This window comes from Streptomyces sp. NPDC058401 (assembly GCF_042722885.1).
Taxonomy (GTDB): Bacteria; Actinomycetota; Actinomycetes; order Streptomycetales; family Streptomycetaceae; genus Streptomyces.
The window spans coordinates 8,920-31,863 of sequence record NZ_JBHXKA010000096.1; the positions used below are offsets into that span (position 1 = coordinate 8,920).

The window sequence follows — 22,944 nt, forward strand, 5'->3', positions numbered from 1 at the left end:
GCGGACTAGGCCGTCTCTTGCGGATCTGGCCGGGCCGACAAGATCCGAAAGAGACGACCTGGGTGCGGCCGAGGTCGCGGGCGACGGCGCTGAGGCTGCCGGCCCGGCAGACGGCGACGAAGACGCGGAGATCATCGAGGGTCACAACTCCCAAGCTATCCCTTGGGGGTTGCCAGAAATCCGGAGGATTGACTTGGATGTCCGGCTGTCCGACGATCGGTTCACGGCCCAGGGCGGCAACCCGGTTCCGCCGTCGCGCGGGCGGGACCGGGTGCCGACCCGCTGCCGTCAGGCGGTGACTGCCGGCCGGGCGAGCTTCGCCGTCACCGCGTCGCGCAGGAGCTCGTACTCCGTGCGCAGGCGGCGCAGTTCACTGTCCGGGGGCCGGGGGACGACGGTCCCCTCGGTGATCTTCTCCTCCGGCGCGAACTGCTCCCGGGTGAGGTCGATCTCTATGCCGAGGCCGAGGCGGTTCCACCAGTGGTAGTCCACGCGCTCGCCGTCGACGAGGACCTCGCCGCGGATCAGCTCGCCGCCCAGCAGGTCGTTGAGGACGAGGGCGGTGACCCCGCACTGGTCGCGGGCCGGGTTCTCCCTGGTCCACCGGTCGCGGTACTCGGGCGTGCACGTCATCGCGCTCCAGCTGCTGCGGACGGCGCGGTCGATGTCGGTCAGAAGGAAAGGCGTCATGCCGTCCATGCTCGCAACCGGCACCGACAACGATCCATACCCCGGCCGACCGTCCGGTCGGATCGTGCGCGTTCCCGTCATTCGCGCCCGGTCCCGTGCGCGTTCCGGTCATTCGGGCCGTGAGGCCGTGGGGCCGCGGCGAGGAGTTCGCCGATGACGTGGCGGGCGATGGCCGCCATGACGGGGTTGGTCTCCTTGTAGTAGTTCAGTTCCATGAGGGCGATCGACAGGGCCCAGCCGCGGGAGCGCGCCCACATCGCGTCGTCCGCGTCCAGGGCCGCCCGGAAGGCGGGGCGGGCGGCGGCCGGGAGGACGTACCAGGCCGCGATCAGGTCGACGGCGGGTTCGCCGAGACCGGCGCAGCCGAAGTCGATGACGGCGGCGAGCCGTCCGTCCGCGAGGAGCAGGTTCCCCGGTTGCAGGTCGGCGTGGATCCAGACCGGCGGCCCGGACCAGGGCTCGGCCCGCAGGGCTTCCTCCCACAGGGCGGTCACCGCCGCCGGGTCCGGCCCTGCATCACCGCTCGCGCCCAGTTCCGCGATCGCGGTACGGGTTGCGGCGTCCCGGGCGGCCAGGGTCTCGCTGCGGTAGGAGGCCGGGGCGCCCGCCGGTTCGGCCCGGTGCAGGGCGGCGACGAACTCCCCCAGGTCCTCGGCCAGGAGGTCCGGCTCCGCGATCCGGCCGGGCACCGGATTCTCGCCGGGGACCCAGCCGAAGACGGACCAGGACCAGGGGTAGCCCCCGGCGGGCCGCCCCATGCCGAGGGGGACGGGGATGGCGGCGGGCAGGCCCGGGGCGAGGCGGGGCAGCCAAACGTGTTCCATGGCCACGTCGCCGGCCGCGCCCGGCGTACGGGGAAGGCGTACGACCAGGTCGGTGCCCAGCCGGTACATGGCGTTGGACGTGCCGGCGGAGTCGACCCGCTCGACGGACAGCCCCGCCCACTGCGGGAACTGACCCGCGATCAGCCCGCGCACGAGGGCGGTGTCGATGTCGGGTTCGTCGGCGTGCATTTTTCCGGCGGGCATGAGCGCCTTCCTGAAAGGTCCGAGGATCGCGGCCTCCACGGTAACTGCCCTGCTCCGGCACGCCGGAGCCCGGCCCGGCTGGATGCCGGACCGGGCTCGGTGGGGGGTGTCGGGCGGTTCTCATCGGGATGCCGGGAACCTCAGGGGCGAGCCCCCGGGGTCACGGGGTGAACGTCCAGCGCTGGGCCGCGGTCGTGGCGCACGCGACCCGGGTGAGTCTGGTGCCGTTGGCCGTGGCGGAGCCGGCCGGGGTCAGGCACTGGCCGGAGTTGCGCAGGCTGCCGTCCGGGCCGGTCTGCCAGGTCTGGCCGGAGCTGCCGTTGCAGGTCTGGATCGCGACGGCGGTGGCGGTGGCGGCGTCCAGGCAGACTCCGCCGAGGCCGGTGAGCCGGCCGTCGCCCTGAAGGGTCCAGCGCTGGTTGGGGCCGCCGTGGCAGCTGTAGAGGGTGGGCTGGGTGCCGGGGGTGGTGGCGCTGCCCGGGAGGTCGATGCAGGTGGCCGAGGCTCCGTTGACCAGGGTGGCGGCCGCGGGCAGCGGGGTCGCCCGGCCGGTGAGGGTGATCTCGGCGGCGCTGGTCCAGGGGCCCCGGCCGCCGGCCTCGGTCAGTGCCTTGAGGCGGAGGTACCGGCCCGCTTTCGCGGACAGGGCGACCGGTTTGAGGGCCGCGGTGTCGGCGAAGGTGCCGGTGGCCACCGGGGATCCCCAGTCGGTGGTGGTGTCCGAGACGTACACCTCGTAGGAGCCGATCCGGCCGTTGACCCCGCCGTCCTGGCGGGGCAGGTAGCCGAGTCCGTCGGCCGTGTAGCGGGCGCCGAGGTCGATCTGGATCTCGTGCGGGAGCGGGGCGGCCGCGGAGCCGGACCAGGCGGTGTGCCAGAGAGTCGCGGAGTTCCCGTCGAAGGCGTTGCGGGCGGCGCCGTTCTCGCCGCTGGTCTCCTGGCTGTCGGCGGAGACCAGGGTCCATGCCGCCTGCGGGACGGGGCTGGAGGTGACCGGGATGGGGTCGGCGGCCGGGACGGAGGTGCCGGTGGCCGAGACGCTGAAGGCGGCCGCCTTCGTACCCGTCTTGGTCCACAGGATTCCGCCTCGGTCGGTGGCGTCGAAGAACCAGCCCGTGGCCGCGGCGTCGTAGGCGGCCTTGCTGGTGAGCCGGGTGAGGGCGGCGTTGTCCACGGTGAGGGCGGTGGGGGCGGTGGCCACGTGGAGGCTGAACTCGTAGCCCCGCGAGGCCGGTTTGCCGGTGTAGCTGCCCGTCGGGGCGGAGACGGACACGGTGACCGTGCCGGAGCCGGAGGCGGGGGCGGTGACGTCGACCTGCTGGCGGGCGAAGGCGCCCGTCTGGTGGGCGCGGGTGATGCCGTCGTCCTCGTAGAGGCTGAAGGAGGTGGCGCCGCGCGGGTGGATGTCGTAGGTGAGGGTGGAGACGGGCTTCTCCCCCGTGTAGTTCATCTGCGGCCACATCGGGACGATGGCGCCGCCCTTGACGAAGAGGGGCAGGGTGTCGAGCGGGGCCTGGTAGCCGTTGAGCCAGCCCGGTCCGGCGTAGGTCTTGCCCGTCCAGTAGTCCGTCCACGTGCCGGCCGGGAGGTAGATGCCGTCGCGCACGGAGGTGTCGGAGACCACGGGCGCGACGAGGAAGGAGTCCCCGGCCATGAACTGGCCGCTGGTCAGGTTGCCGCGCGCCACCGGGTCTTCGGGGTACTCCAGGACCATCGCACGGGTGCTGGGGACGCCGGTCTCGTGGGCGGTGCGGCTCATCGTGTACAGGTACGGCATGAGCCGCATCTTCAGCTGGAGGTACTTGCGGTTGATCGAGAGGTACGGCTCCGCGAACCGCCAGGGCTGCTTGTCCTGGTAGCCGGCGGACGGACCGGTCGCGCCCCAGCCGGACATGGTCATGAAGGCCGGGGTGAAGGCCTTCCACTGGAGGTCGCGGGCGTACGTCTTGGGACTGCCGGCGAAGATCCCGTCGACGTCGCCGGAGGCGTAGTTGAGGCCGGAGAGGCCGGCGCCGGCGATGGCGGGGACGTGCCAGCGCATGTCGTCCCAGGTGCCGCTGGTGTCACCGGTCCAGACGACGGCGTTGCGCTGGGTGCCGGCCCAGCCGTCGACGGTCCAGACGTAGCGGCGGGCGTCGGAGTTCTTCTCTATGCCGTCGACGGCCTGTTGGACGCCGGAGAACGCCGTTTTGTAACCGCCGCCGATCCAGGCGACGTCGGTCTTCACGCCGCGCGAACCGGCGATCCCCACTTCGTCGTTGATGCCGCCGAGGCCGGTCGAGGTCCACAGTCCGGTCTGGAAGCCCTTGGCCTTCAGCGCGTCGACCGTGGACTTCAGCGGCGCGGTGTAGCCGCAGCCGTAGCCGTCGTTGGGCAGGAACCAGCCCGAGGGCATGTCCGCGGCGCGGGCGTCCGTGGCGTAGCCGACGACGTCCGGGGTGGTCTGGTGGCGGAGCCGGTTGTGGTCGCCCTGGTAGGCCGGGTTGGAGGCGTTGAAGCAGTCGGCGTTGCCGAGTTCGAAGCCCCAGGCCGGAGCCATGAAGGGTTTGCCGCTGACGTCGGTGTAGGCGTCGAGGACGGTCTTGAGGGAGTCTCCGGTGAAGTACCAGGCGTCGAAGCGCTTCTCGTCGTGCGTGAGGGCGGTGGGCGCGTTGAAGCCGTACGAGCCCGGGGCCCAGGTGTTGCGCATCACGCCGTAGTTGTTGGTCGACACGTAGAAGGGCGCGGGGCTGGCGTTGGTGTTCTCGCGCCACTTGTTGTCGACCGCGATCGGGACGGTCTTGCCGCGCAGGGCCCATTCGCCCAGGCGCAGGCCCGTTCCGTAGAACTGCTCGTCGGCTCCGCGCGCGAGGTACTGGGTGGTCTGGCTGCTGGTCCAGGAGGTGGGCTGGGTCTCCTGCCAGACGAGGGTGGAGTTGTCGGCGCGGTAGACGGAGAACTGCAGCGGGGTCTTGTTGGCCCGGATGGTCAGGGAGCCGGTGGTGATCTTGTAATAACTGCCCGCGTCGGTCCAGGCGGCGCTCACGGGGCCGAAGTCGGTGGTGGGGGCGAGGTCGGTGCCGGCCGGGTCGTTGGTGAAGGCGCCGTCGGGCGAGAGCCAGAGCCGGAAGATGTCGGCGCGGGCGACGACCACCCGGACCTTGGCCCCGCCGGCGGTTGCGATGGTGAAGGTGTTCCCGGACTGGGTGAGGCCGGTGGCGTTGCCCGCCGTGGCGGGGGCCGGTGCCGAGGCGGCCGCCGAGGCCGGGGAGGAGAGGGTGCCGGCGGCGGCCAGACCGGTCGCGGCGAGGGTCGCGGCGAGCAGCGCGGCCACCGGGGCGCGCCGCCGCCGTGGGCGTCTGCGGATGCTGATGAGTCTCATGGGGCGGCTCCTCGTGCGGTCCGGCTGCGGACACACCTTTTGGCATGCACCGGGCAACATAGCGGTCCGGAGGCCCCATTTGAAGGAAGATGATTGGAATGGCTGGTCAACGAGCATCTTTGAACAAGTGGAACCCTGACGCTCCTTCACTCGTATGGCCCACCCGCCCTGCACGGCCCGCCCTTCGCCGCGACCCTGGGACGAACTACGGACTTTTCTGGAGGGCCCGGCGCTCATGGAACAGGCGAAACCGCCCGCATCGCTCCGTCAGATCCTCCTCGCCCCCGGGACCCTGCGACTGCTCGTCCTCTCGGCGCTCATCGGCATCCCGGTCTCCCTGTTCGCCTTCGGCTTCGTCAGCCTCGAACACGAACTCCAGCACTGGGTCTGGCACACGGCCCCCGACCTGCTCGGCTACTCCCGCCCCCCGTGGTGGTGGGGGCTGCCCACGCTCACCCTCGCCGGGCTGCTGGCCGCGCCGATCATCACGCGGATGACCGGCGCCGGCGGACACGTCCCGGCCTACGGCTTCGGCGGCCCGCCGACGATGCCCAACGAGACCGTGAGCGTGATCCTGGCCGCGCTGGCCTGCCTGCCCCTCGGTGTGATGCTCGGTCCCGAGGCTCCCCTGATGGCGATCGGCAGCGGCCTCGCCCTGCTCAGCATCCGCGCCGCCAAGCGCGCGACCGAACCCGAGCTGGCCACGGTGCTCGGCATGGCCGGATCCACCGCCGCCATCAGCACGATCTTCGGCAGCCCGCTGATCCCGGTGGTGATGGTGCTGGAGGGAGCCGCCCTGGTGGCCGGGGGCACGCGGCTCCTCGTACTGATCCTGCCCGCCCTGGTCGCCAGCGGGGTCGGAGCCCTGGTCTTCACCGGCTTCGGGCACTGGACCGGCCTCGGCATCGGCGCGCTGACCCTGCCCCAGGAACCCGCCGCGGGCCTGCCCGACGCGGGCGACTTCCTGTGGGGCATCCCCATGGCCGCCCTGATCGGCGTACTCGTCGCCCTGGGCAAGTCGGCGGGCCTGCGCGTCCACGGCTGGGTGGGCACCTCCGCGCAGCGGATCGTCCTGTGCGCGGTGGCCGTCGGCCTCTGCGTCACCGCCTACGCGCTGATCACCGGACGCTCCCCCGAAGAGGTGGCCCTGTCCGGGCAGAACACCGTCGGCCAGCTGGCCGCCGAGCCCACGGCCTGGGGCGTGGGCGCACTGGTGGCCCTCGCCCTCTTCAAACTGATCGGCTGGGGCATCGCCCTGGGCAGCCTCCGGGGTGGCCCCATCTTCCCGTCCATCATGATCGGGGCGGCGATCGGCGTCGCCTTCGGCAGCCTTCCCGGATTCGGCATGGGCCCCGCCCTGGCGGCCGGCATCTGCGCGGCCGGGGTGGCCGGTACCCGACTCCCGGTGACCGGCGTGGTCCTGGCCGCCGCCCTACTGGGCAAGGAGGCACCCACCCTGATGCCGCTGCTCGTGCTCTCCGCGGTCACCGCGCTGCTGGCCTCGGCCCTGATCGACCACCAGCGGCCCGCGGACCCGGCCCACCTCCAGCCCGCTCCCGCCGACGCCTGAGCCCGGGGGCGGCCGCGCCGCGCCCCGGTCCGCTCAAGCCGGTCCGCTCAGGCCGGGCCCGCGGGCAGGGCGGAGTACGGGTGGACTTCGATCCGCACCGGCGGCTCGGCGAGCAGGCCGATGATCTCGTCGCGGAGTTCGTCCGCCAGGGGGCTGTTCTCGTAGGCGTCCTTCGCCTCGCGGCTCCGGAACACCTCCATGTTCCACAGCACGTCGGGGTCGGCGTCCTCGCGGGCGATGATGAAGCGGTCCGAGGACCCCGACTTCTCCATCCCGGCCGTGGCCAGCTCGAAGAGCTTGTCGCCGAGTCCGGGCTTGGCTCGCATCTTGATCAGGTACGCGGGCTGGTCCTGCAGTGCCATGGTTCCTCCTGCTGTTTCACGTGGGTCGCCTGTCGACGCCCATCGGTATGGAACGCCGTTCCAGAGACAGTCTGGAACGGCATTCCATCCATGTCAAAATGGACGGGTGACACCACCGACGCGCAAGAAGCCCGAGCGGCGCACCGACGCCCTCTCCCGTGAGCGGATCGTCGAGGCCGCCGTCGACCTGCTGGATCAGGCGGGCGAGAGCGGGCTGACCTTCCGGGCCCTGAGCGAACGCCTGGCCACCGGCCCCGGGGCCATCTACTGGCACGTGGCCGGCAAGGGCGAACTGCTGGCCGCGGCGACCGAGCACGCCGTCACCACCGCCCTCGCCGACGGACCGGACGGGCCGGGCGGGCCGGGCGGGCCGGGCGGACCAGCGCGAGAGATCCACGCCGTGGCCCTCGGCCTCTTCGACGCCGTCGAGGCGCATCCGTGGCTCGCGGACCAACTCGCCGCCCAGCTCTCCCACCAGCCCTCCGGCCCGGTGGCGCTCCGGGTCCTCGAGACCATCGGACGGCAGGTGTACGCGCTGGACGTGCCCGCGAGCAGCTGGTTCACCGCGACGTCCGCGCTGGTGCACTACATCCTCGGCGCCGCCGGCCAGAACGCCGCGAACCGGATGCGGGCCCGCAGCCTCGGCCCGGAAGCCGACCGCAGCGCCTACTTCGACACCGTGGCGCAGTCGTGGAAGGAGCTCAGTCCCGAGGACTACCCCTTCATCCGGGCGCTCGCGGACCAGGGACTCGAACACGACGACCGCGTGCAGTTCCTCGCCGGGATCGACCTCATCATCGCGGGCGTGACCGGCTCTTTGCCCTTTTCATAACCTTTGGTGGCGAACCGCTCCTTTCGTCGTGCGCTCTCACACACCGGCAGCCGCAGCGGCCGCCTCCGTACAGGGCTCAGGAGTCACGCACGATGAAGCACGGCACGCGCCGGGAGGCGCAGCACGGACACGGCCGGGTCCAGGGGCACACCGGTGGGGCCTGGGACTCCGGCGACCGGCCGCCCCGGTGGCGGCGGTGGCTCGGGGTGGCCGTCCCGCTGGTCACCGTGTGCGGGTTGGCCGCCGGGGTGGTGATCCACCTCGACCCGTTCGACGACACCGGCGACACCGTGCACCTCGACGAGCCCCGCACCACGGCCCAGGGGAAGGCCGGTGACGCGTCGGGCGACCCGCTGACCCTGATGCCCACCGGACCGGCGCCCGAGCTGAAGGTGTCCGGCACCATCCCGGAGGACGGCAGCAAGGTGATGGTGACCACCCTCGCCGGGAAGAAGTCCCACTTCACCGGCAAGGTCTGGCTCTGGCTGCCGCCGCAGTACCACGACCCGAAGTACGCGCACAGCGGCTTCCCCGTGATGATCGCGCTGCCCGGCGGGCCCGGCTTCAACGAGAACTACTGGAGCGGGAGCAACCTCAAGCTGGAGGCCGACATCTCCAAGTGGTCCAAGGAGGGCGCCAGCCTCCCCTTCATCCTCGCCATGCCCGTGCTGAACCCGGGCTCGGACAAGGACGGACTGTACTGGGACGGCAGCGACATCCCCGGCCAGCCGAAGATGGGCACCTGGCTCACCGAGGACGTCCCCGACCTGGTCCGCGCGACGTTCCGTACGATCAAGTCGCGCGACGGCTGGGCCTTCATGGGCAGCTCCTCCGGCGGGTTCGCCGGGCTCAAGGCGGTGCTGCAGAAGCCCGACCAGTTCCGCGCCGTGATCGCCGGCGGGCCCGACATCGTCCCCGATTCCCGGCTGTGGAACGGCCACCCCCAGGAGAAGGCGGAGAACAGCCCGCCCGAGCTGGCGCAGAAGCTGATCGACCGGGGCGGTCCCGAGGTGGACCTCGCCTTCCAGGTCGGCACCAAGGGCAGCGACGTCCAGAACCGGCCCCCGATCGAAAAGTTCATCAAGGACTACGGCAAGGGGCCCGTGAAGACGATGTTCCACGTGGACGAGGGCGGCGGCCACGACGCCTACACCTACGCCCCCGGCATGTACGACGGCGGGCTCATCCAGTGGGTCAGCAAGCTCATGCGAGGGCCCGTCCCCAGCCCGTGACGGGCGGCGGGTTCACGGCCAGGACCGGCGCCGCCGGTGAGCCGTGCCGGTGCCCGCAGGGCTCGAAGACCAGAACCACCGGCTGCCCCGGACGCTGACGCCAGGAGATGCGTTCCGGGGCGTCCTCGCACACCGGGCAGCACGGCAGCGGACTCGCCTGACCCGTCGGGCCCATCAGGCTCGGGGCGGCCGCGAGCTGCGTGGAGTGCGGATCGCTCATGGAGACTCCCTGGTCGTGCGGTTGGGCTGATCGCACTGTGCCATGGACCTGCCCCTCGGCGCACGGGTGAATCCTCCAGTGTTCCGGCGGGGTTCCGGCAGGTCAGAAGTGTCTGCCCGGGCACCTCCCGCCGCTCCCCCGGGACTTGGCGCTCAGCGCGGCCCGCCGGCGGCCTCCACCAGCCCCGATTCGTACGCGGCGATGACCGCCTGGGCCCGGTCGCGGACGCCTAGCTTGCCGAAGATGCCGGTGATGTGGTTCTTGACCGTGGAGACGCTGATGTCCAGTTCCGCGGCGATCTCCGCGTTGTCGAGTCCGGTGGCCAGCAGCTGCCAGATCTCCCGCTCCCGCGGGGTGAGTCCGGCCGGGACTGCGGCCGTCCGTCCGGCGGGCCGCACGGGGGCGCATACGTACGTGGAGATCAGCCGGGTCAGCAGGCGCGGCGCCACCGCGGCCTCACCGGTGTGCACGGTGCGGATCGCCGCGGTCAGCTCCTCCGGGGAGACGTCCTTGGGCAGGAACCCGTAGGCTCCGGCCCGCAGGGCGGCGACCACGTACTCGTCCATGTCGAAGGTGCTCAGCGCCAGGACCCGGCACTGCGGCAGCAGCCCGGACAGTTCCCCGGTGGCGCCGACCCCGTCCAGGACCGGCATGCGGATGTCCATGACGACCACGTCGGGCCGCAGCCGCTGCGCGAGGGCGACCGCCTCGGCGCCGTCCCCGGCCTCGCCGACGACCTCGAACTCCGGCTCGGGGGCCAGGATCAGCGCCAGGCCCCTGCGCACGAGCGGCTGGTCGTCGGCAATGAGCACACGGATCATCCGCGTTCTTCCTCTCCCTCTCCCCCCGGCGCGTCCGGACCGGGCGGCGCCGGCAGGCGCGCCGCCACCCGGAATCCGCCGCCGTCCAGGGCGGCCGCCTCCAGGGTGCCGCCCTGCAGGGCGACCCGTTCGCGCATTCCGATCAGACCGTAGCCGGAACCGGGAGCCGTCCGCGAAGGCACCGTCCGGTCCCCCGCCCCGTCGTCGCGGACCTCCACCCTCACCTCGTACGGGCGATACGTCAGCCGTACGTGGGCCCGGGCCCGCCCGGCGTGCTTGCGGGTGTTGGTCAGCGCCTCCTGCACGATGCGGAACACCGTCAGCCCGAGGGCCGGGGGCAGCGGGCGGACCGGCCCGTCCACGGTGAACCCGGTCTCCAGGCCGCCCAGCCGTGCTTCGGCGACGATCCGGTCCAGGTCGCCGGTTCCGGGCTGCGGGGCCGGCGGGGTGCGGTCCGGTTCGTCTCCCGCCCGCAGCACGTCGAGCAGCTGCCGCATCTCGCGCAGCGCCATCCGCCCGGACCCCTCCAGGGTGACCAGGGCCCCGCGGGCCGCCTCCGGATCGTGCGCCAGGTTGGCCCGCGCTCCGCCGGCCATCAGCTGCATGGTGGTGATGTGGTGGGCCACGATGTCGTGCAGTTCGCGGGCGATGCGGCGGCGCTCCTCGGCCACCGCCCGTTCGGCGAGCAGGGTGCGGTTGGCCTCGGTCTCGCGCTGCCAGCGCCCCGTCAGGACGCCCGCGCCGACGGCGAGAACGGCGGCGACCGCGTTGCTGAGCATGCCCCGGCCGGCCACGGTCCAACTGCCGCTCAGGGTGGCCAGCGGCAACGGCACGGCTGCCACGGCCGCCACCGCGGCGACCGCCGGACCGCGGAGCCTGCCCACCGAGTACAGGGCGACGGCGAGTCCGGCGGTGAAGGGGGACAGCGAGGTCGTCAGGATCAGGGCCGTGTCGAGGGCCAGCACGGCGGTGAGCACGGCCACGGGGTGGGTGCGGCGGGCGAGCAGGCAGAGCGCCGCGAGCACCAGGAGGACGAACGCGTGGACGCTCGGGGGCCGGCCCAGGTCCGTGCTCCCGAGCGAGTAGCCGAACAGGTCCACGGCCGCGGTCCCGATGGCCACGAGCGCGTCGTTCCTCGTCCAGTCGAGGGCGCGGGTCCAGTCGAAGGCCCGGGTCCGGGTGGCGGCCCGGGTGGCCGGGCGCGCGGCCGGCCCGGCGGTGGTGCGTATGAGCATGATCCATTCTCTCCCGGGGTCCACCGCGCACGTCGGCCCCTCGGGGGGAGTGCCGACCAGGACCCTGGTCCTGGTCCGCGGGCCGGGCCGGCCCCTGGTCCCGGGTCGGGTTCCTCCCCGGACCCGATGTTCCGGGGCACGGCCGGTGATGGGCTTGAGGACGTCCGGGAAAACCCGGTCGCCGCCCCCTTACGGAGGACCTCTTGATCCGCGCCCTGACCGGCTTCGCCACCCGAAGCCCCTGGAAGGTCATCGCCCTGTGGGCGGTGCTGGGCATCGCCCTGACGATCATGGGCCAGGCTCTCGTCTTCCGCGCCACGCAGGCGAGCACCGGCGCGTTCCTGCCCGGCTCCTACGATTCCGCCGCCGCACTGAAGGTCGCCGAGGAGCATTTCGGGGCCGACCCCGGAACCAACCCGCTGACCGTGCTGGTGGCCCGGGCCGACGGTGCGGCGCTGACCGCCGACGACGAGCGGCGGATCGACGCGCAGGCCGCGCGGCTGAACCGGCAGCCGGTCTCCATGCCCCGGTCGAAGGACGACCTGCCCTTCCGCCAGGACCACTCCCAACAGCCCGTGGTCAGTCCCGCCCTGACGGCGCCCGACCGGAGTTTCCGGCTGCTGACGGCCGTGCTGACCGGCAACCCGACGGACCCCGGGATGCAGGACCTCTACCGGGCCTTCCGGGACCAGGCCCGGGGCGGGTTCGCCGACGCGGGCCTGCGGACCGGGTTCACCGGCGGACTGGCGGACGCCGCGGACACCACCGAGGCGGGAGAGACCCGGTCGAAGATCGTCGGCGCCCTCATGACGGCGGTGATCGTGCTGCTGCACGTCCTGGTGTTCCGCAGTCTCCTGGCGGCGTTCCTGCCGCTGCTCGTCGTCACCGTCATCGGCGGAGCCGCGGCCGGGGTGGTGGTCGGCGCCGCGCTGCTGTCGGGGACCGCACTCGACACGTCCACCCCGCAGCTGATCGGTGTGGTGCTGGTGGGCATCGGCATCGACTACTTCCTCTTCCTGCTGTTCCGCTTCCGCGAGCAGCTGCGCCGGTACCCCGGGCAGAACGGCAGGGCCGCGGCGGCGGAGGTCGCCGGGAGGGTCGGTACGGCGATCACGTGTGCGGCGCTGACCATCATCGCCGCGTTCTCCACCCTGGGGGTGGCGACGTTCGGCCAGTTCAGGGTGCTGGGACCGGCGATAGCCGTGGCCGTTCTGGTCATGCTGCTCGGTAGCCTGACCCTGATGCCGGCCGTGCTCGCCGTCAGCGGGCGCAGGCTGTTCTGGCCCTCGCGGGCGCTGGAGCGGGAGCCCGTCGCGGGCGTGGCCGCGCGGACCGGCGATCTGGTGGCCCGACGCCCGCTGACCATGGTGCTCGCTTCGGTGGGTCTGCTCGGGGCGCTGGCCGCGGGGCTGATGGGGATGCGGATGGACTACGGGCAGAGCCGCGCGGGCGGGGAGCACACGGCCTCGGCGCTGACCGCGGCCGAGATCGCCCGCGCGCTGCCCGCCGGGGTGTCGGATCCGGCCGCCGTGTTCGTGACCGCCTCCGACGGGAGCACGCTGACGGCCGAGCGCCTCGGCGGACTCTCCCGCGCGCTGGCTTCGGTCGGCGGGGTGGGCCAGGTGGCACCGACGGTGCTGAGCGAGGACCGCCGGGCGGCCCGCATCGACGTGTTCCCGACCGCCGATCCACACGGACAGGAGGCCCGCGACCTGGTCTCCGGACCGCTGCGGGAGGCGGTGGCCGCGCACCGGCCCCACGGTACCGAGGCACATGTCGGCGGTACGGCGGCGGTCTTCTCCGACATCGCGTCGGCGGTGGACAAGGACTTGAAGGTGGTCTTCCCGGTGGCGGCGGCGCTGATCGCGCTGATCCTGTTCCTGCTGCTGCGCAGCCTGCTGGCGCCGGTGGTCCTGATGCTCGCGGTGGGGCTGGGCTTCGCGGCCACGCTGGGCGCCTCGACCCTGGTGTTCCAGCACCTCGCGGACGGGCCGGGCGTGGACTTCTCGCTGCCGCTGGTGCTGTTCCTGTTCGTGGTCGCGCTGGGCACCGACTACAACATCCTGATCACCGACCGGATCAGGGAGGAGATGGACCGGCCCGGCCCGGCCCGCGCGGCCGTGGCCCGGGCCGTGCGCCACACGGCGGCCGCCATCGCGACCGCGGGCCTGGTCCTGGCGTTCTCCTTCGGGAGCCTTGCCGCGAGTCAGGGCTCCGCGACCCGGCAGATCGGCTTCGCCACGGGCCTCGGGATCCTGCTCTCCGCGTTCGTGCTGTCGATCGTGCTGGTGCCGGCCCTGGCCTCGCTGCTGGGCCGTTCCCTGTGGTGGCCGGTGGGGTCCGGGTCCGGTCCCGCGCGGGAGCCGGTGGCGAAGCCGGCGCCCGAACCGGTCACGGCCGGCTGAGGCGCCCCGGGCCGTGGGCGGGGGCCGGTGCGCGGAGCCCCGTAGGACTGTCTGCGCCGCACCGGCCCCCGTTCGTCAGGCCAGCTTGTCGACCTCGGGGTGCTCGGCCAGCCAGGCGCGGACGGCCTCCTGCTCCTTGCCCTTGCCCGACTCCTGGATCTTGGCCTCCAGGCCGGTGAGCTGGGCCTCCGTCAGCTTGAAGGACTTCAGCCACGCGGCGACCTTCGGCTCGTCGGCCGCGAAGTCCTTGCGGGCGACGTTGTGGATGCCGTCGCCCTTGCCCCAGGCGGCCTGCGGGTCCGCGAGCTTCGTCAGCTCGTAGGAGGCGTACGCCCAGTGCGGGGACCAGAGGACGACCGCGACGGGCTCCTTCTTCTCGTAGGCCCGCTTGAGTTCGGCGAGCATGCCCGGGGTGGATCCGTCGACGACCTTGTACTCGCCGTCGAGCCCGTACTGCGGCAGCACCTTGTCCTTGAGGAGGCCCATGGCGCCGGCGCTGGGCTCGATGCCGATGATCCGGCCCTTGAACTGCCCCGCCTTGCCCTTCAGGTCGGCGAGGGTCTTGACGTCCTTGACGTAGGAGGGGACGGCCAGCTCGATCGAGGTGGGGCCGAACCAGGAGCCGAGGTCGTCGAGCTTGTTCCCGTACTTCTTCCAGTACTCGGCCTGGGTGGAGGGGAGCCAGGCGTCGGTCTGGAAGTCGACCTGGCCTCCCGCGAGGCCGGTGTAGAGCGCGCCGAGCTCCAGCTGGCGGGCGTCGACCTGGTAGCCGCGGCGCTCCAGGAGCTCCTTCCAGAGGAAGGTGGAGGCGATGCCCTCGTCCCACGGGATGTAGCCGATGCTGAGCTTGCGGCCCTTGCCGATGTTCTCGACACCGGCCCCGCCGGCCGCGTTGACCTGCGACTTGCCGGAGTCGCCGAAGACTCCGAGGCCGCCGGCGACCAGGGCCAGCACCAGGGCCGAGGCCACGGCGAAGACGGGCTGCGGGCGGTGGCTCCACACCTTGGCGGTGCCGGTGGCGGCGGAGCGCGCCTTGGCGAGGGCGCGGCGGCCGAGCGGGGAGACCTGGCGGCCCAGGGCCCCGGTCATCCGGTCCAGGTACATGGCGAGGATGACGATGGAGATGCCGGCCTCGAAGCCGAGGCCGATGTCCACGCTGCCGATGGCCCGGTAGACGGCGCCGCCGAGGCCGCCGCCGCCGACCATGCCGGCGATGACCACCATGGACAGGCCGAGCATGATGACCTGGTTGATGCCCGCCATGATGGTGGGCAGCGCCAGCGGGAGCTGGACCCGTACGAGGGTGTCGCGCGGGGTGGTGCCGAAGGCGTCGGCGGCTTCGACGAGTTCCGCGTCGACCTGGCGGATGCCGAGCTCGGTCATCCGGACGCCGGGCGCCAGCGAGAAGATGATGGTGGCGATGATGCCGGGCACCACGCCGACCCCGAAGAAGATGATGCCGGGGATGAGGTAGACCATGGCCGGCATGGTCTGCATGAAGTCCAGGACGGGCTTCAGGGCGGCGCTGACCTTGTCGGAGCGCGAGGCCCAGATGCCCAGCGGGATCGCGAAGACCAGCGTGACCAGGGTGGCGACCAGGACCAGCGCGAGCGTGGACATGGCGTCGGGCCACAGGGCGACGGAGTCGATCAGGGCGAAACCGGCGAAGGCCAGCACGGCGGCGAGCAGACCGCGCAGCCACCAGGCGGCGACGGCGAGGATGCCGGCCAGCAGCAGGGGGTTCGGCGCGTTCAGGACGGCTTCGATGCCGTCGTAGAGCCCGGTGACGAGCGAGGCGATGGCCTCGAACAGCCAGGACAGGTGGCTCTGGAGGAAGTCGACACCGCTGTCGACCCAGGATCCGAGGTTCAGGCGGGGCATCAGGCGGCCACCTCCACGCACTCCAGTGCGTCGCGTCGCTCGTCGCCGATGAAGGCGACTAGGCGGCCCTGCGGGACGGAGCCGACGACGGTGCCGTCCTCGGCGGTGACGGCGACGTCGTGCGGGACGCGGGCGCTGACGGCGCACACGTCGGCGAGCGGGGTGCCGGCGGAGACGGTGGGGCAGTCGCAGTCCGGGCGGCCGCCGGGGTCCCCGGTCATGACGGCGTCGGCCGTCAGCACCCGCGAGCGGTCCACGTCCTGGATGAAGGAGGCGACGTACTCGTCGGCGGGGCGGGTGAGGATGTCCTCGGCCGTGCCCTGCTGGACGATGCGGCCGTCGCGCATGACGGCGATGGAGTCGCCGAGCCGCATGGCCTCGTTGAGGTCGTGGGTGATGAAGACGATGGTCTTGCCCAGGCTCCGCTGGAGTTCGAGCAGCTGGTCCTGCATGTCGCGGCGGATCAGCGGGTCGAGCGCGCTGAAGGACTCGTCCATCAGCAACAGGTCGGCGTCGGTGGCCAGGGCGCGGGCGAGGCCGACGCGCTGCTGCATGCCGCCGGACAGCTCGTCGGGCCAGGACTTCTCCCAGCCGCCGAGCCCGCAGAGGGCCAGCGCTTCGGCGGCCCGCCCTTCGCGCTCGGCCCGGGGGACGCCCTGGACCTCAAGGCCGTAGCCCGCGTTCTCCAGCACGTTGCGGTGCGGGAACAGGGCGAAGTGCTGGAAGACCATGCTGATCTTGGTGGAGCGTACGCGGCGCATGTCGGCCGGCGAGAGGGCGGTGAGGTCCTCTCCGTCGAAGAGGATCCGGCCCGCGGTCGGCTCCAGCAGGCCGTTGAGCATGCGCAGCAAGGTGGACTTGCCCGAGCCCGACAGACCCATGACGACGAAGATCTGGCCGGGCTCGACGCGGAACGAGGCGTCGATCACCGCTGCCGTCGTTCCCTCGGCGCGCAGCTCGTCGCGGTCGGTCGCGCCGCTTTCGAGCGCGCTGACCGCCTTCGCGACGGCCGCGCCGTTGTCGGGTCCTTTACCGAACACCTTGTACACATGCTCGGCTATGAGCGTGGACACATACACCTCAAGGGTCGTACCGGAGACGACCCACCGGCGTGCGTGCGGCCGGCGGGCCGTGGAGCGCGACGGGATCCGCCCGTCACCCGCGCTCCGGCCGCTGTCGGCCGGCGGACGGGTCCGCTCCAGCAGCGCTCCTGCCCGTACTTAACCTCTGCAAACAGCGAAGTGAGTCATGTCACTTACGCTGCGTCGCCACTCGGAGCCGCGGCTGCGCCCGCGCAAGCGGATTCCGCTTGCTGCGGGGACGGGGCGCCGGACCGTTCCGGGTCGGCGAGCATCGAGGCCCGCAGATGCGCGAGCACCCGGGTCAGGAGGCGCGAGACCTGCATCTGCGAGAGGCCGAGGGCGGCGCCGATCTGGGCCTGGGTGAGCTCCTCGCCGAAGCGCATCGACAGCATGCGGCGTTCGCGCTCGCTGAGGCGTTCCAGCAGCGGAGCCAGGGTCTGGATGTCCTCGACGAGCTCCAGCGCCGGTTCCTCGGCGCCCATCGTCTCGGCGAGGCTGTGGCCCTCGGTGCCGCCGTCGGTCCGCTCGGATCCGGGGGCGTCGAGGGAGCCGCTGGTGTGGCCGTTGGCGGCGACGAGCCCCTCGATGACCTCTTCCTCGGTGAGGGAGAGGTGCGCGGCGAGGTCGGCGACCGTCGGCGGGTGGTCGAGGAGCCCGGTCAGCTCCTCCTTCGCCTTGGCAAGGTCGATCCGCAGCTCCTGGAGCCGTCGCGGTACGCGGACCGCCCAACTGGTGTCGCGGAAGTGGCGCTTGATCTCCCCGGTGATGTACGGCATGGCGAGGGAGGCGAACTCCACCTCGCGGGCCGGGTCGAACCGGTCGATGGCCTTGATCAGGCCTATGGTGCCGACCTGGAGCAGGTCTTCGAGGTCGCCTCCGTCTCCGCGGCCGCGGAAGGGGCGCATCGCGAACCGGACGAGCGAGATGTTCATCTCGATGAGGGTCTCGCGGACGTACCGGTACTCGGGGGTGCCCTCGTCGAGCTCGTGGAGCCGGCGGAAGAAGAGCCTCGTCAGCTCGCGCGCGTCAGCGGGGGCCACCTCGCGGGGCTCCGCGATCCGGGGCGGGAGCACGGTGGCGGCGGGCTCCGCGCCGGCGGCGGGGGCCTGGGGTCTGCCGGCGCAGGGGCCGGGGCGGGGACCCTTGCGGGGACCGGGAAGGGAGCCGGGAAGGGCGCTGGGAAGGGCCCCGGGCAGGCCGGGAAGGGAGCCGGTGCGGGGACCGGAAAGGGGACCGGAAAGGGGGCCGGAAAGGGGGCCGGAAAGGGGGCCGGCGGTATGGGAGAACGGGGCGGGCTTCGGCACGGGGTCGCTCCTTGGGCTGGTCGGCTTGCGGCGCATGACCTTGATGGGCGTACACCCTAGCCGGTTCCGGATCCGTTCCCCAGTTCCCTTCCGCCGAGATCAACCGGCCGGGGACCGGCCGTATTTGCGGCAGGGTTCCGTTCCGTTCGCACATCGGCCGTCCGGCCCCACTCCCCTCGGCCGACAGGTCAATTCCCTTCGGTGGCCCGCCCGGTGCCGGCGCCCGGAGGGGCTCCGGCGGTGGCTGCGGCAGGGGTGCCGGAGGTCGCGCGGAGCGCCCGGATCAAGGCGTCGATGCCGGCTTCCGCCTTGGAGCGCGGGCAGCCCACGTTGAGGCGTACGAAGCCCGCGCCTTCGGGCCCGTAGGCGGTTCCCGGCATGATCGCCACCTTCTCGGTATGAATCAGCTCACGTTGGAGCGCTTCGTCGGGAACCGCGAGGGGCCGGAGATCGATCCAGGCGAGGTAGCCGGCCTTCGGGGGCTGCCAGTCGAGGGCCGGGAAGGCCTGTGCGAGCCGCTCCCGCACCAGGTCCAGGTTCTCGGCCACGTAGGCGTTGAGCGCGTCGAGCCAGGCTCCGCCCTCGCGGTAGGCGGCGATGTGTCCGGCCACGGAGAGGACCGCCGGGGAGGACAGTCCGTCGGCGTCCTTCAGGAGGGTGAGGTAGCGCTCGCAGGACTCCGTATCGCCGAAGATGCCGTAACTGCCGGTCAGCGCCGGAATGTTGAAGGACTTCGACGCGGAGGTCACGATGGCCCAGCGGGTGCCGGGGCGGCCGTGCAGCGCCCAGGGGCGGTGCCGGTGGGGGGCGTGCGCGAGATCGGAGTGAATCTCGTCACTGATCACCGCGACCCCGTGGCGTGCGCACAGTTCCGCCATCCGCTCCAGCTCGGCCGCGCTCCATACGTGGCCGGTCGGGTTGTGCGGGGAGCAGAGCAGCAGGACGGTGGTGTCGGGGCGGGCCAACTCCCTTTCCAGGGCGTCCTCGTCGTGGAGCGGGACGCCGCGCATCTCCCGGCCGCGGGCCGCGAGCAGGCGCGGGAAGGCGTCGTAGGCCGGGGTGTGGACGACGACCCCGTCGCCGGGCGAGGACCACAGGTCCAGGATCCGGCCGAGCTGGTAGAGGACGGCGGGGGCGTAGGCGATGCGGTCCGCGGCGATCGCGGTGTCGTAGCGGCCGGCGTACCAGTGCCGGACCGCTTCGAGGAAGTCCGCGTGACGCCAGCGGGAGTAGCCGAGGACCCCGTGCTCCAGGCGGCCGCGCAGGGCGGCGAGCACCTCGGGGGCGGACTCGAAGTCCATGTCGGAGATCGTGAAGGGGAGCAGGTCCGGTGCCCCGAAGCGGTCCTCGACGTAGTCCCACTGCGTGCACCAGGTGCCGTGCCGGTCGATGGCGGTGTCGAAATCGTAGTGCTTGCCGGGTTGCGTCATGGTTCAGCCGACCGGGGTGAGCTTGCCGAGGGCGTCCTTCAGGGACTGCACCTGGGGACCGATGATGACCTGCACGTTGTGGTCGTCGAGCCGGACCACGGCGATGGCTCCGAGCTTCTTCAGGCGGGCGTCGTCCAGCAGGGCGGCGTCGCCGACCGTCATGCGCAGGCGGGTGATGCAGTTGTCGAGGGCGTGGATGTTGGCCGGGCCGCCGAGGGCTTCGAGGATGGCGACCGGGTCGTACTTGCCGGCGACCAGCTCGGCCTTCGGGGCGTTCGCGTCGGCGGTGACCGCGGCGGCGTCACCGGTGGCGGCGTCGCCGGTGGCGGATGCCGTCCCGGAGTCCGAGGGCTCGTCGTCGCGTCCGGGGGTCTTCAGGTTGAACCTGGTGATCGCCCAGCGGAAGAGGAAGTAGTACACGGCGAACCAGATCGCGGCGATCACCGGGACCAGGTACCACTTGGTGGTCGTGCCCTGGAGGACTCCGAAGACCAGCAGGTCGATGACGTTGCCGTCGGTGTTGCCGATGTACACGCCGAGGACGGCGGAGACCAGGAAGCCGAGGCCGACCAGGACCGCGTGGATCAGGTACAGCCACGGGGCGATGAAGAGGAAGAGGAATTCGAGCGGCTCGGTGACCCCGCCGACCACGCAGGCGACGACGCCGGAGATGAGCAGCGCCTTGATCTCCGGGCGCATGGTGCGCTTGGCGCAGTGGTACATGGCGAGCGCGGCGCCGGGCAGGCCGCCGAGGTACGCGGCCATCTTGCCCTGGGACAGGAACTGGGTCGCGGTGTGCGCCGCACCGGAGGGGGTGGGGCAGGAGAGCTGCGCGTAGAAGAGGTTCAGGGCGCCGCTGACGTTCTCCCCGCAGACCACCCCGGCGCCGCCGGCGTCGGTGAAGCGGAACAGGGCGACGAGGATGTGGTGCAGGCCGATGGGGCGCAGCAGCACCTCGCCCATGCCGAAGAAGAAGGGGCCGAAGACTCCGGCGTGCGCGATGCCCGTGCCGACGGAGGCGATCCAGCTGCCGAGGGTGGGCCACACCAGCGGGACGAGGAGTCCGACGAGGCTCATGGCCAGGGCGGAGACGATCGGCACGAAGCGCAGGCCGCCGAAGAAGGCGAGTGCGTCGGGCATCTGCTTGGTGCGGTAGCGCTTGTGCAGCAGGGCCACGATCACACCGACGGCGACCGCGCCGAGCAGTCCGGTGTCGATGGACTTCACGCCGAGCACGTCGGCGATGCCGTAGTGCGCGATCTCGCCCTTGTCCTCGAAGTCCACGCCGCGGGTGGTGAGGAAGAAGTTGACGGCGAGGTTCATGGAGGCGAAGCCGACGAAACCGGAGAAGGCGGCGACGCCCTTGTCCTCCCGCGCGAGGCCGAGCGGAATCGCCATCGCGAAGAGGACCGGAAGGAACTTGAAGGCGACCAGTCCGGTGGTGGACATCCAGGTGAATGCCAGCTGGAGGGGTTCGTTGTCCAGGAAGGAGAGGTTCTGCAGGACGGCCGGGCTGGAGAGCGAGGAGCCGACGCCCAGCATGATGCCGCAGAAGGCGAGGAGTGCCACGGGCAGCATGAACGTCTTGCCCAGGCCCTGGAGGAATTCCCAGAGTGCTGCCTTCGTCTTCTTCATGGTGGATCTTTCGTCCGGATTCGGAAGGGGTCTCACATAAAGATTCCGTTCTGTAAACGGATGGCGCTAAGAGGAGAAGGTCCCCGATCGGCACGGCCTGTTTCCTCCCGCGCGGGCCCTTGTGCGGGGGTGCGTGCGGGCCTTTGTGCGGGCCTCTTGTGCGGAGCTTGTGAACGCAGCACTCTGAGCGGACGACTCAGGGGGGTCCGATTCAATGATCATGCGATCGCATTTACTGCGGCGGTACGGAGCCGTGTTCGCACTCGCCTCGGCGCTCGCGCTCGGGGTGGACACCGGGGCTTCCGCCGCCTCTCCACCGGAGGGCGAAGTCCTCTACGCCGGGGCGCCCGGTGCCGTCGCCGACAGCTACCTCGTCCTGCTCGACCCGGCGCGCGCGGGATCCCGTACGGACCAGGGCCGGTCGCTGGTCGCACGGTTCGGCGGCACGGTCGGCCGGACGTACGACTCGGCCGTCAACGGGTTCTCCGTCAAGATGACGGAGAAGCAGGCGCGAAAGCTCGCCGCCGACCCGGCCGTGACCACGGTCGCGCAGAACCGGAAGCTGCGCCTCGACTCCACCCAGCCGAGCCCGCCGTCCTGGGGCCTGGACCGGATCGACCAGCGCAGGCAGCCGCTGAACGACTCCTTCAGCTACGCGACTTCGGCCGGCCAGGGCGTGACCGCCTACGTCATCGACACCGGGGTCAACATCAGCCACAAGGACTTCGGCGGGCGCGCCAGGTACGGCTACGACGCGATCGACGACGACCTCGTGGCCGACGACCTGCACGGGCACGGCACTCACGTGGCCGGAACGGTCGCGGGCAAGACCTTCGGCGTGGCCAAGAAGGCCAAGGTGGTGGCCGTACGGGTCCTCGACGCGGGCGGCGAGGGCACGACCGAGCAGGTGGTCGCCGGGATCGACTGGGTCACGCGCAACGCGGTGAAGCCGGCCGTCGCGAACATGAGCCTGGGCGGGGACCCGGACACCGTGCTGGACGCGGCCGTCCGCGGCTCCATCGCCTCCGGGATCACCTACGCGGTGGCCGCCGGCAACCAGAACAAGGACGCCTCCACGCACTCGCCGGCCAGGGTCTCCCAGGCACTGACCGTCGGGGCGCTGAGCATCCACGACGCGCGCTCCACGTACTCCAACTTCGGTCCGCTGGTGGACATCTTCGCCCCCGGCGACTCCATCACCTCGGCGGCCTACTGGAGTGACGACTGGGACACCGTGATGTCGGGCACCTCGATGGCCAGCCCGCACGTGGCGGGCGCGGCGGCCGTCTACCTGGCCCTCCACCCGACCTACACCCCGGCCCAGGTGGGGGCCTACCTGAAGGCCAAGGCCACCACGGGCGCCGTGCTCTCCCCCGGCAAGGGCTCCCCGGTGCTCTCCCTCTACATGGGGAACGTGCCGAACAAGGTGCCCGTGAAGCGCTTCTCCAACGAAACGAACTACAACGTCGGGGACCTCAAGACCATCCAGGCCCCGATCACGGTCAGCGGGATGACGGGCGCCGCGCCGGCCCAGCTGGACGTGGAGGTGTACGTCAAGCACCCGGACTCCGGGACCCTGCGGATCGACCTGATCGCGCCCGACGGGACGGTGTACCCGATCAAGGACGAGTACACGGACTGGGGCGAGACGAACCTCATCGGGATGTACGGGGTGAACGCCTCGTCCGAGACGGCCAACGGGGTCTGGAAGCTGCGCGTGTTCGACGCCTTCGCCGGGAACACCGGATACGTGGACGCGTGGGCCCTGCGGTTCTGAGCGGCCGGGCTCTTCCGAACGGCCGGACTGTTACGAACGACCGGGCGGCGGTGCGCTCCGGGGTCGACGACCCCGGAGC

Annotated in this window: 18 protein-coding genes; 5 read left to right on the forward strand and 13 right to left on the reverse strand. The window is 71.8% G+C overall.

Annotated features, from left to right (window positions below; genetic code table 11):
* From ACFWNV_RS28485 to ACFWNV_RS28500, 4 genes are all read right to left on the reverse strand, one after another.
* On the reverse strand, positions 1-145 hold a 145-nt coding region (locus ACFWNV_RS28485; RefSeq protein ID WP_383952569.1), incomplete at its 3' end, for a LysR family transcriptional regulator.
* A 143-nt stretch (positions 146-288) separates the two neighbouring features.
* The gene (locus ACFWNV_RS28490) at positions 289-690 is read right to left on the reverse strand and encodes a hypothetical protein (protein ID WP_383952531.1); all 402 of its coding nucleotides are present in this window, start codon (positions 688-690) and stop codon (positions 289-291) included.
* A gap of 77 nt (positions 691-767) precedes the next feature.
* On the reverse strand, positions 768-1,718 hold the full coding sequence (locus ACFWNV_RS28495) for an aminoglycoside phosphotransferase family protein (protein WP_383952532.1): 951 nt from the start codon (positions 1,716-1,718) through the stop codon (positions 768-770).
* 160 nt (positions 1,719-1,878) lie between these two features.
* Positions 1,879-5,079 (reverse strand): TIM-barrel domain-containing protein, encoded by a 3,201-nt coding sequence (locus ACFWNV_RS28500; protein WP_383952534.1) that lies wholly within the window; start codon positions 5,077-5,079, stop codon positions 1,879-1,881.
* A gap of 235 nt (positions 5,080-5,314) precedes the next feature.
* Between ACFWNV_RS28500 and ACFWNV_RS28505 the strand changes: the two genes are divergently transcribed.
* Complete coding sequence (locus ACFWNV_RS28505; protein ID WP_383952536.1) at positions 5,315-6,649, forward strand: chloride channel protein; 1,335 nt, start codon at positions 5,315-5,317, stop codon at positions 6,647-6,649.
* A gap of 47 nt (positions 6,650-6,696) precedes the next feature.
* On the opposite strand, the gene ACFWNV_RS28510 is transcribed toward ACFWNV_RS28505, so the two are convergent.
* Entirely contained in the window at positions 6,697-7,011 is a 315-nt protein-coding gene (locus tag ACFWNV_RS28510; RefSeq protein WP_383952538.1) for a putative quinol monooxygenase, read from the reverse strand.
* Between the two features lie 106 nt (positions 7,012-7,117).
* Between ACFWNV_RS28510 and ACFWNV_RS28515 the strand changes: the two genes are divergently transcribed.
* A complete protein-coding gene (locus ACFWNV_RS28515) occupies positions 7,118-7,843 on the forward strand; it encodes a TetR/AcrR family transcriptional regulator (RefSeq protein WP_383952540.1) in 726 nt (241 codons plus the stop codon).
* 92 nt (positions 7,844-7,935) lie between these two features.
* Positions 7,936-9,075, forward strand: a complete 1,140-nt coding sequence (locus ACFWNV_RS28520) for an alpha/beta hydrolase (protein ID WP_383952542.1) — start codon at positions 7,936-7,938, stop codon at positions 9,073-9,075.
* Here ACFWNV_RS28520 and ACFWNV_RS28525 read toward each other — a convergent pair.
* From ACFWNV_RS28525 to ACFWNV_RS28535, 3 genes are all read right to left on the reverse strand, one after another.
* Positions 9,047-9,295: a hypothetical protein gene (locus ACFWNV_RS28525; RefSeq protein WP_383952544.1), complete on the reverse strand. Its 249-nt coding sequence runs from the start codon at positions 9,293-9,295 to the stop codon at positions 9,047-9,049. The two genes, ACFWNV_RS28520 and ACFWNV_RS28525, sit on opposite strands and share 29 nt — an antisense overlap.
* A 152-nt stretch (positions 9,296-9,447) precedes the next feature.
* Positions 9,448-10,116: a response regulator gene (locus tag ACFWNV_RS28530; protein WP_383952546.1), complete on the reverse strand. Its 669-nt coding sequence runs from the start codon at positions 10,114-10,116 to the stop codon at positions 9,448-9,450.
* On the reverse strand, positions 10,113-11,351 hold the full coding sequence (locus tag ACFWNV_RS28535; protein ID WP_383952548.1) for a sensor histidine kinase: 1,239 nt from the start codon (positions 11,349-11,351) through the stop codon (positions 10,113-10,115). The genes ACFWNV_RS28530 and ACFWNV_RS28535 overlap by 4 nt, the downstream gene beginning before the upstream one ends.
* A 203-nt stretch (positions 11,352-11,554) precedes the next feature.
* Here ACFWNV_RS28535 and ACFWNV_RS28540 point away from each other — a divergent pair, with 203 nt between their 5' ends.
* On the forward strand, positions 11,555-13,756 hold the full coding sequence (locus tag ACFWNV_RS28540; RefSeq protein WP_383952550.1) for an MMPL family transporter: 2,202 nt from the start codon (positions 11,555-11,557) through the stop codon (positions 13,754-13,756).
* 75 nt (positions 13,757-13,831) lie between these two features.
* On the opposite strand, the gene ACFWNV_RS28545 is transcribed toward ACFWNV_RS28540, so the two are convergent.
* The 5 genes from ACFWNV_RS28545 to malX form a co-directional block, all read right to left on the reverse strand.
* Positions 13,832-15,637 carry an ABC transporter permease/substrate binding protein gene (locus ACFWNV_RS28545; RefSeq protein ID WP_383952552.1) on the reverse strand — a complete coding sequence of 602 codons (1,806 nt, stop codon included), beginning with the start codon at positions 15,635-15,637 and terminating at the stop codon, positions 13,832-13,834.
* Entirely contained in the window at positions 15,637-16,710 is a 1,074-nt protein-coding gene (locus ACFWNV_RS28550; RefSeq protein ID WP_383952554.1) for a glycine betaine/L-proline ABC transporter ATP-binding protein, read from the reverse strand. Before ACFWNV_RS28550 ends, ACFWNV_RS28545 begins: the two co-directional genes overlap by 1 nt.
* 182 nt (positions 16,711-16,892) lie before the next feature.
* The gene (locus tag ACFWNV_RS28555) at positions 16,893-17,792 is read right to left on the reverse strand and encodes a SigB/SigF/SigG family RNA polymerase sigma factor (RefSeq protein ID WP_383952556.1); all 900 of its coding nucleotides are present in this window, start codon (positions 17,790-17,792) and stop codon (positions 16,893-16,895) included.
* A 419-nt stretch (positions 17,793-18,211) separates the two neighbouring features.
* Positions 18,212-19,453, reverse strand: a complete 1,242-nt coding sequence (locus tag ACFWNV_RS28560) for a MalY/PatB family protein (RefSeq protein ID WP_383952558.1) — start codon at positions 19,451-19,453, stop codon at positions 18,212-18,214.
* 3 nt (positions 19,454-19,456) lie between these two features.
* On the reverse strand, positions 19,457-21,088 hold the full coding sequence (malX, locus tag ACFWNV_RS28565) for a maltose/glucose-specific PTS transporter subunit IIBC (RefSeq protein WP_383952560.1): 1,632 nt from the start codon (positions 21,086-21,088) through the stop codon (positions 19,457-19,459).
* Between the two features lie 214 nt (positions 21,089-21,302).
* On the opposite strand from malX, the gene ACFWNV_RS28570 reads away from it, so the two are divergent.
* Positions 21,303-22,865: a S8 family serine peptidase gene (locus ACFWNV_RS28570; RefSeq protein ID WP_383952562.1), complete on the forward strand. Its 1,563-nt coding sequence runs from the start codon at positions 21,303-21,305 to the stop codon at positions 22,863-22,865.
* The last annotated feature ends 79 nt before the right edge of the window (positions 22,866-22,944 follow it).

Bases quoted from the DNA above. Each gene is read 5' to 3' on its own strand.
- ACFWNV_RS28490 (WP_383952531.1), bottom strand. From the start codon at position 690: ATGACGCCTTTCCTTCTGACCGACATCGACCGCGCCGTCCGCAGCAGC.
- ACFWNV_RS28495 (WP_383952532.1), bottom strand. From the start codon at position 1,718: ATGCCCGCCGGAAAAATGCACGCCGACGAACCCGACATCGACACCGCC.
- ACFWNV_RS28500 (WP_383952534.1), bottom strand. From the start codon at position 5,079: ATGAGACTCATCAGCATCCGCAGACGCCCACGGCGGCGGCGCGCCCCG.
- ACFWNV_RS28505 (WP_383952536.1), top strand. From the start codon at position 5,315: ATGGAACAGGCGAAACCGCCCGCATCGCTCCGTCAGATCCTCCTCGCC.
- ACFWNV_RS28510 (WP_383952538.1), bottom strand. From the start codon at position 7,011: ATGGCACTGCAGGACCAGCCCGCGTACCTGATCAAGATGCGAGCCAAG.
- ACFWNV_RS28520 (WP_383952542.1), top strand. From the start codon at position 7,936: ATGAAGCACGGCACGCGCCGGGAGGCGCAGCACGGACACGGCCGGGTC.
- ACFWNV_RS28525 (WP_383952544.1), bottom strand. From the start codon at position 9,295: ATGAGCGATCCGCACTCCACGCAGCTCGCGGCCGCCCCGAGCCTGATG.
- ACFWNV_RS28530 (WP_383952546.1), bottom strand. From the start codon at position 10,116: ATGATCCGTGTGCTCATTGCCGACGACCAGCCGCTCGTGCGCAGGGGC.
- ACFWNV_RS28535 (WP_383952548.1), bottom strand. From the start codon at position 11,351: ATGCTCATACGCACCACCGCCGGGCCGGCCGCGCGCCCGGCCACCCGG.
- ACFWNV_RS28545 (WP_383952552.1), bottom strand. From the start codon at position 15,637: ATGCCCCGCCTGAACCTCGGATCCTGGGTCGACAGCGGTGTCGACTTC.
- ACFWNV_RS28560 (WP_383952558.1), bottom strand. From the start codon at position 19,453: ATGACGCAACCCGGCAAGCACTACGATTTCGACACCGCCATCGACCGG.
- malX (WP_383952560.1), bottom strand. From the start codon at position 21,088: ATGAAGAAGACGAAGGCAGCACTCTGGGAATTCCTCCAGGGCCTGGGC.
- ACFWNV_RS28570 (WP_383952562.1), top strand. From the start codon at position 21,303: ATGATCATGCGATCGCATTTACTGCGGCGGTACGGAGCCGTGTTCGCA.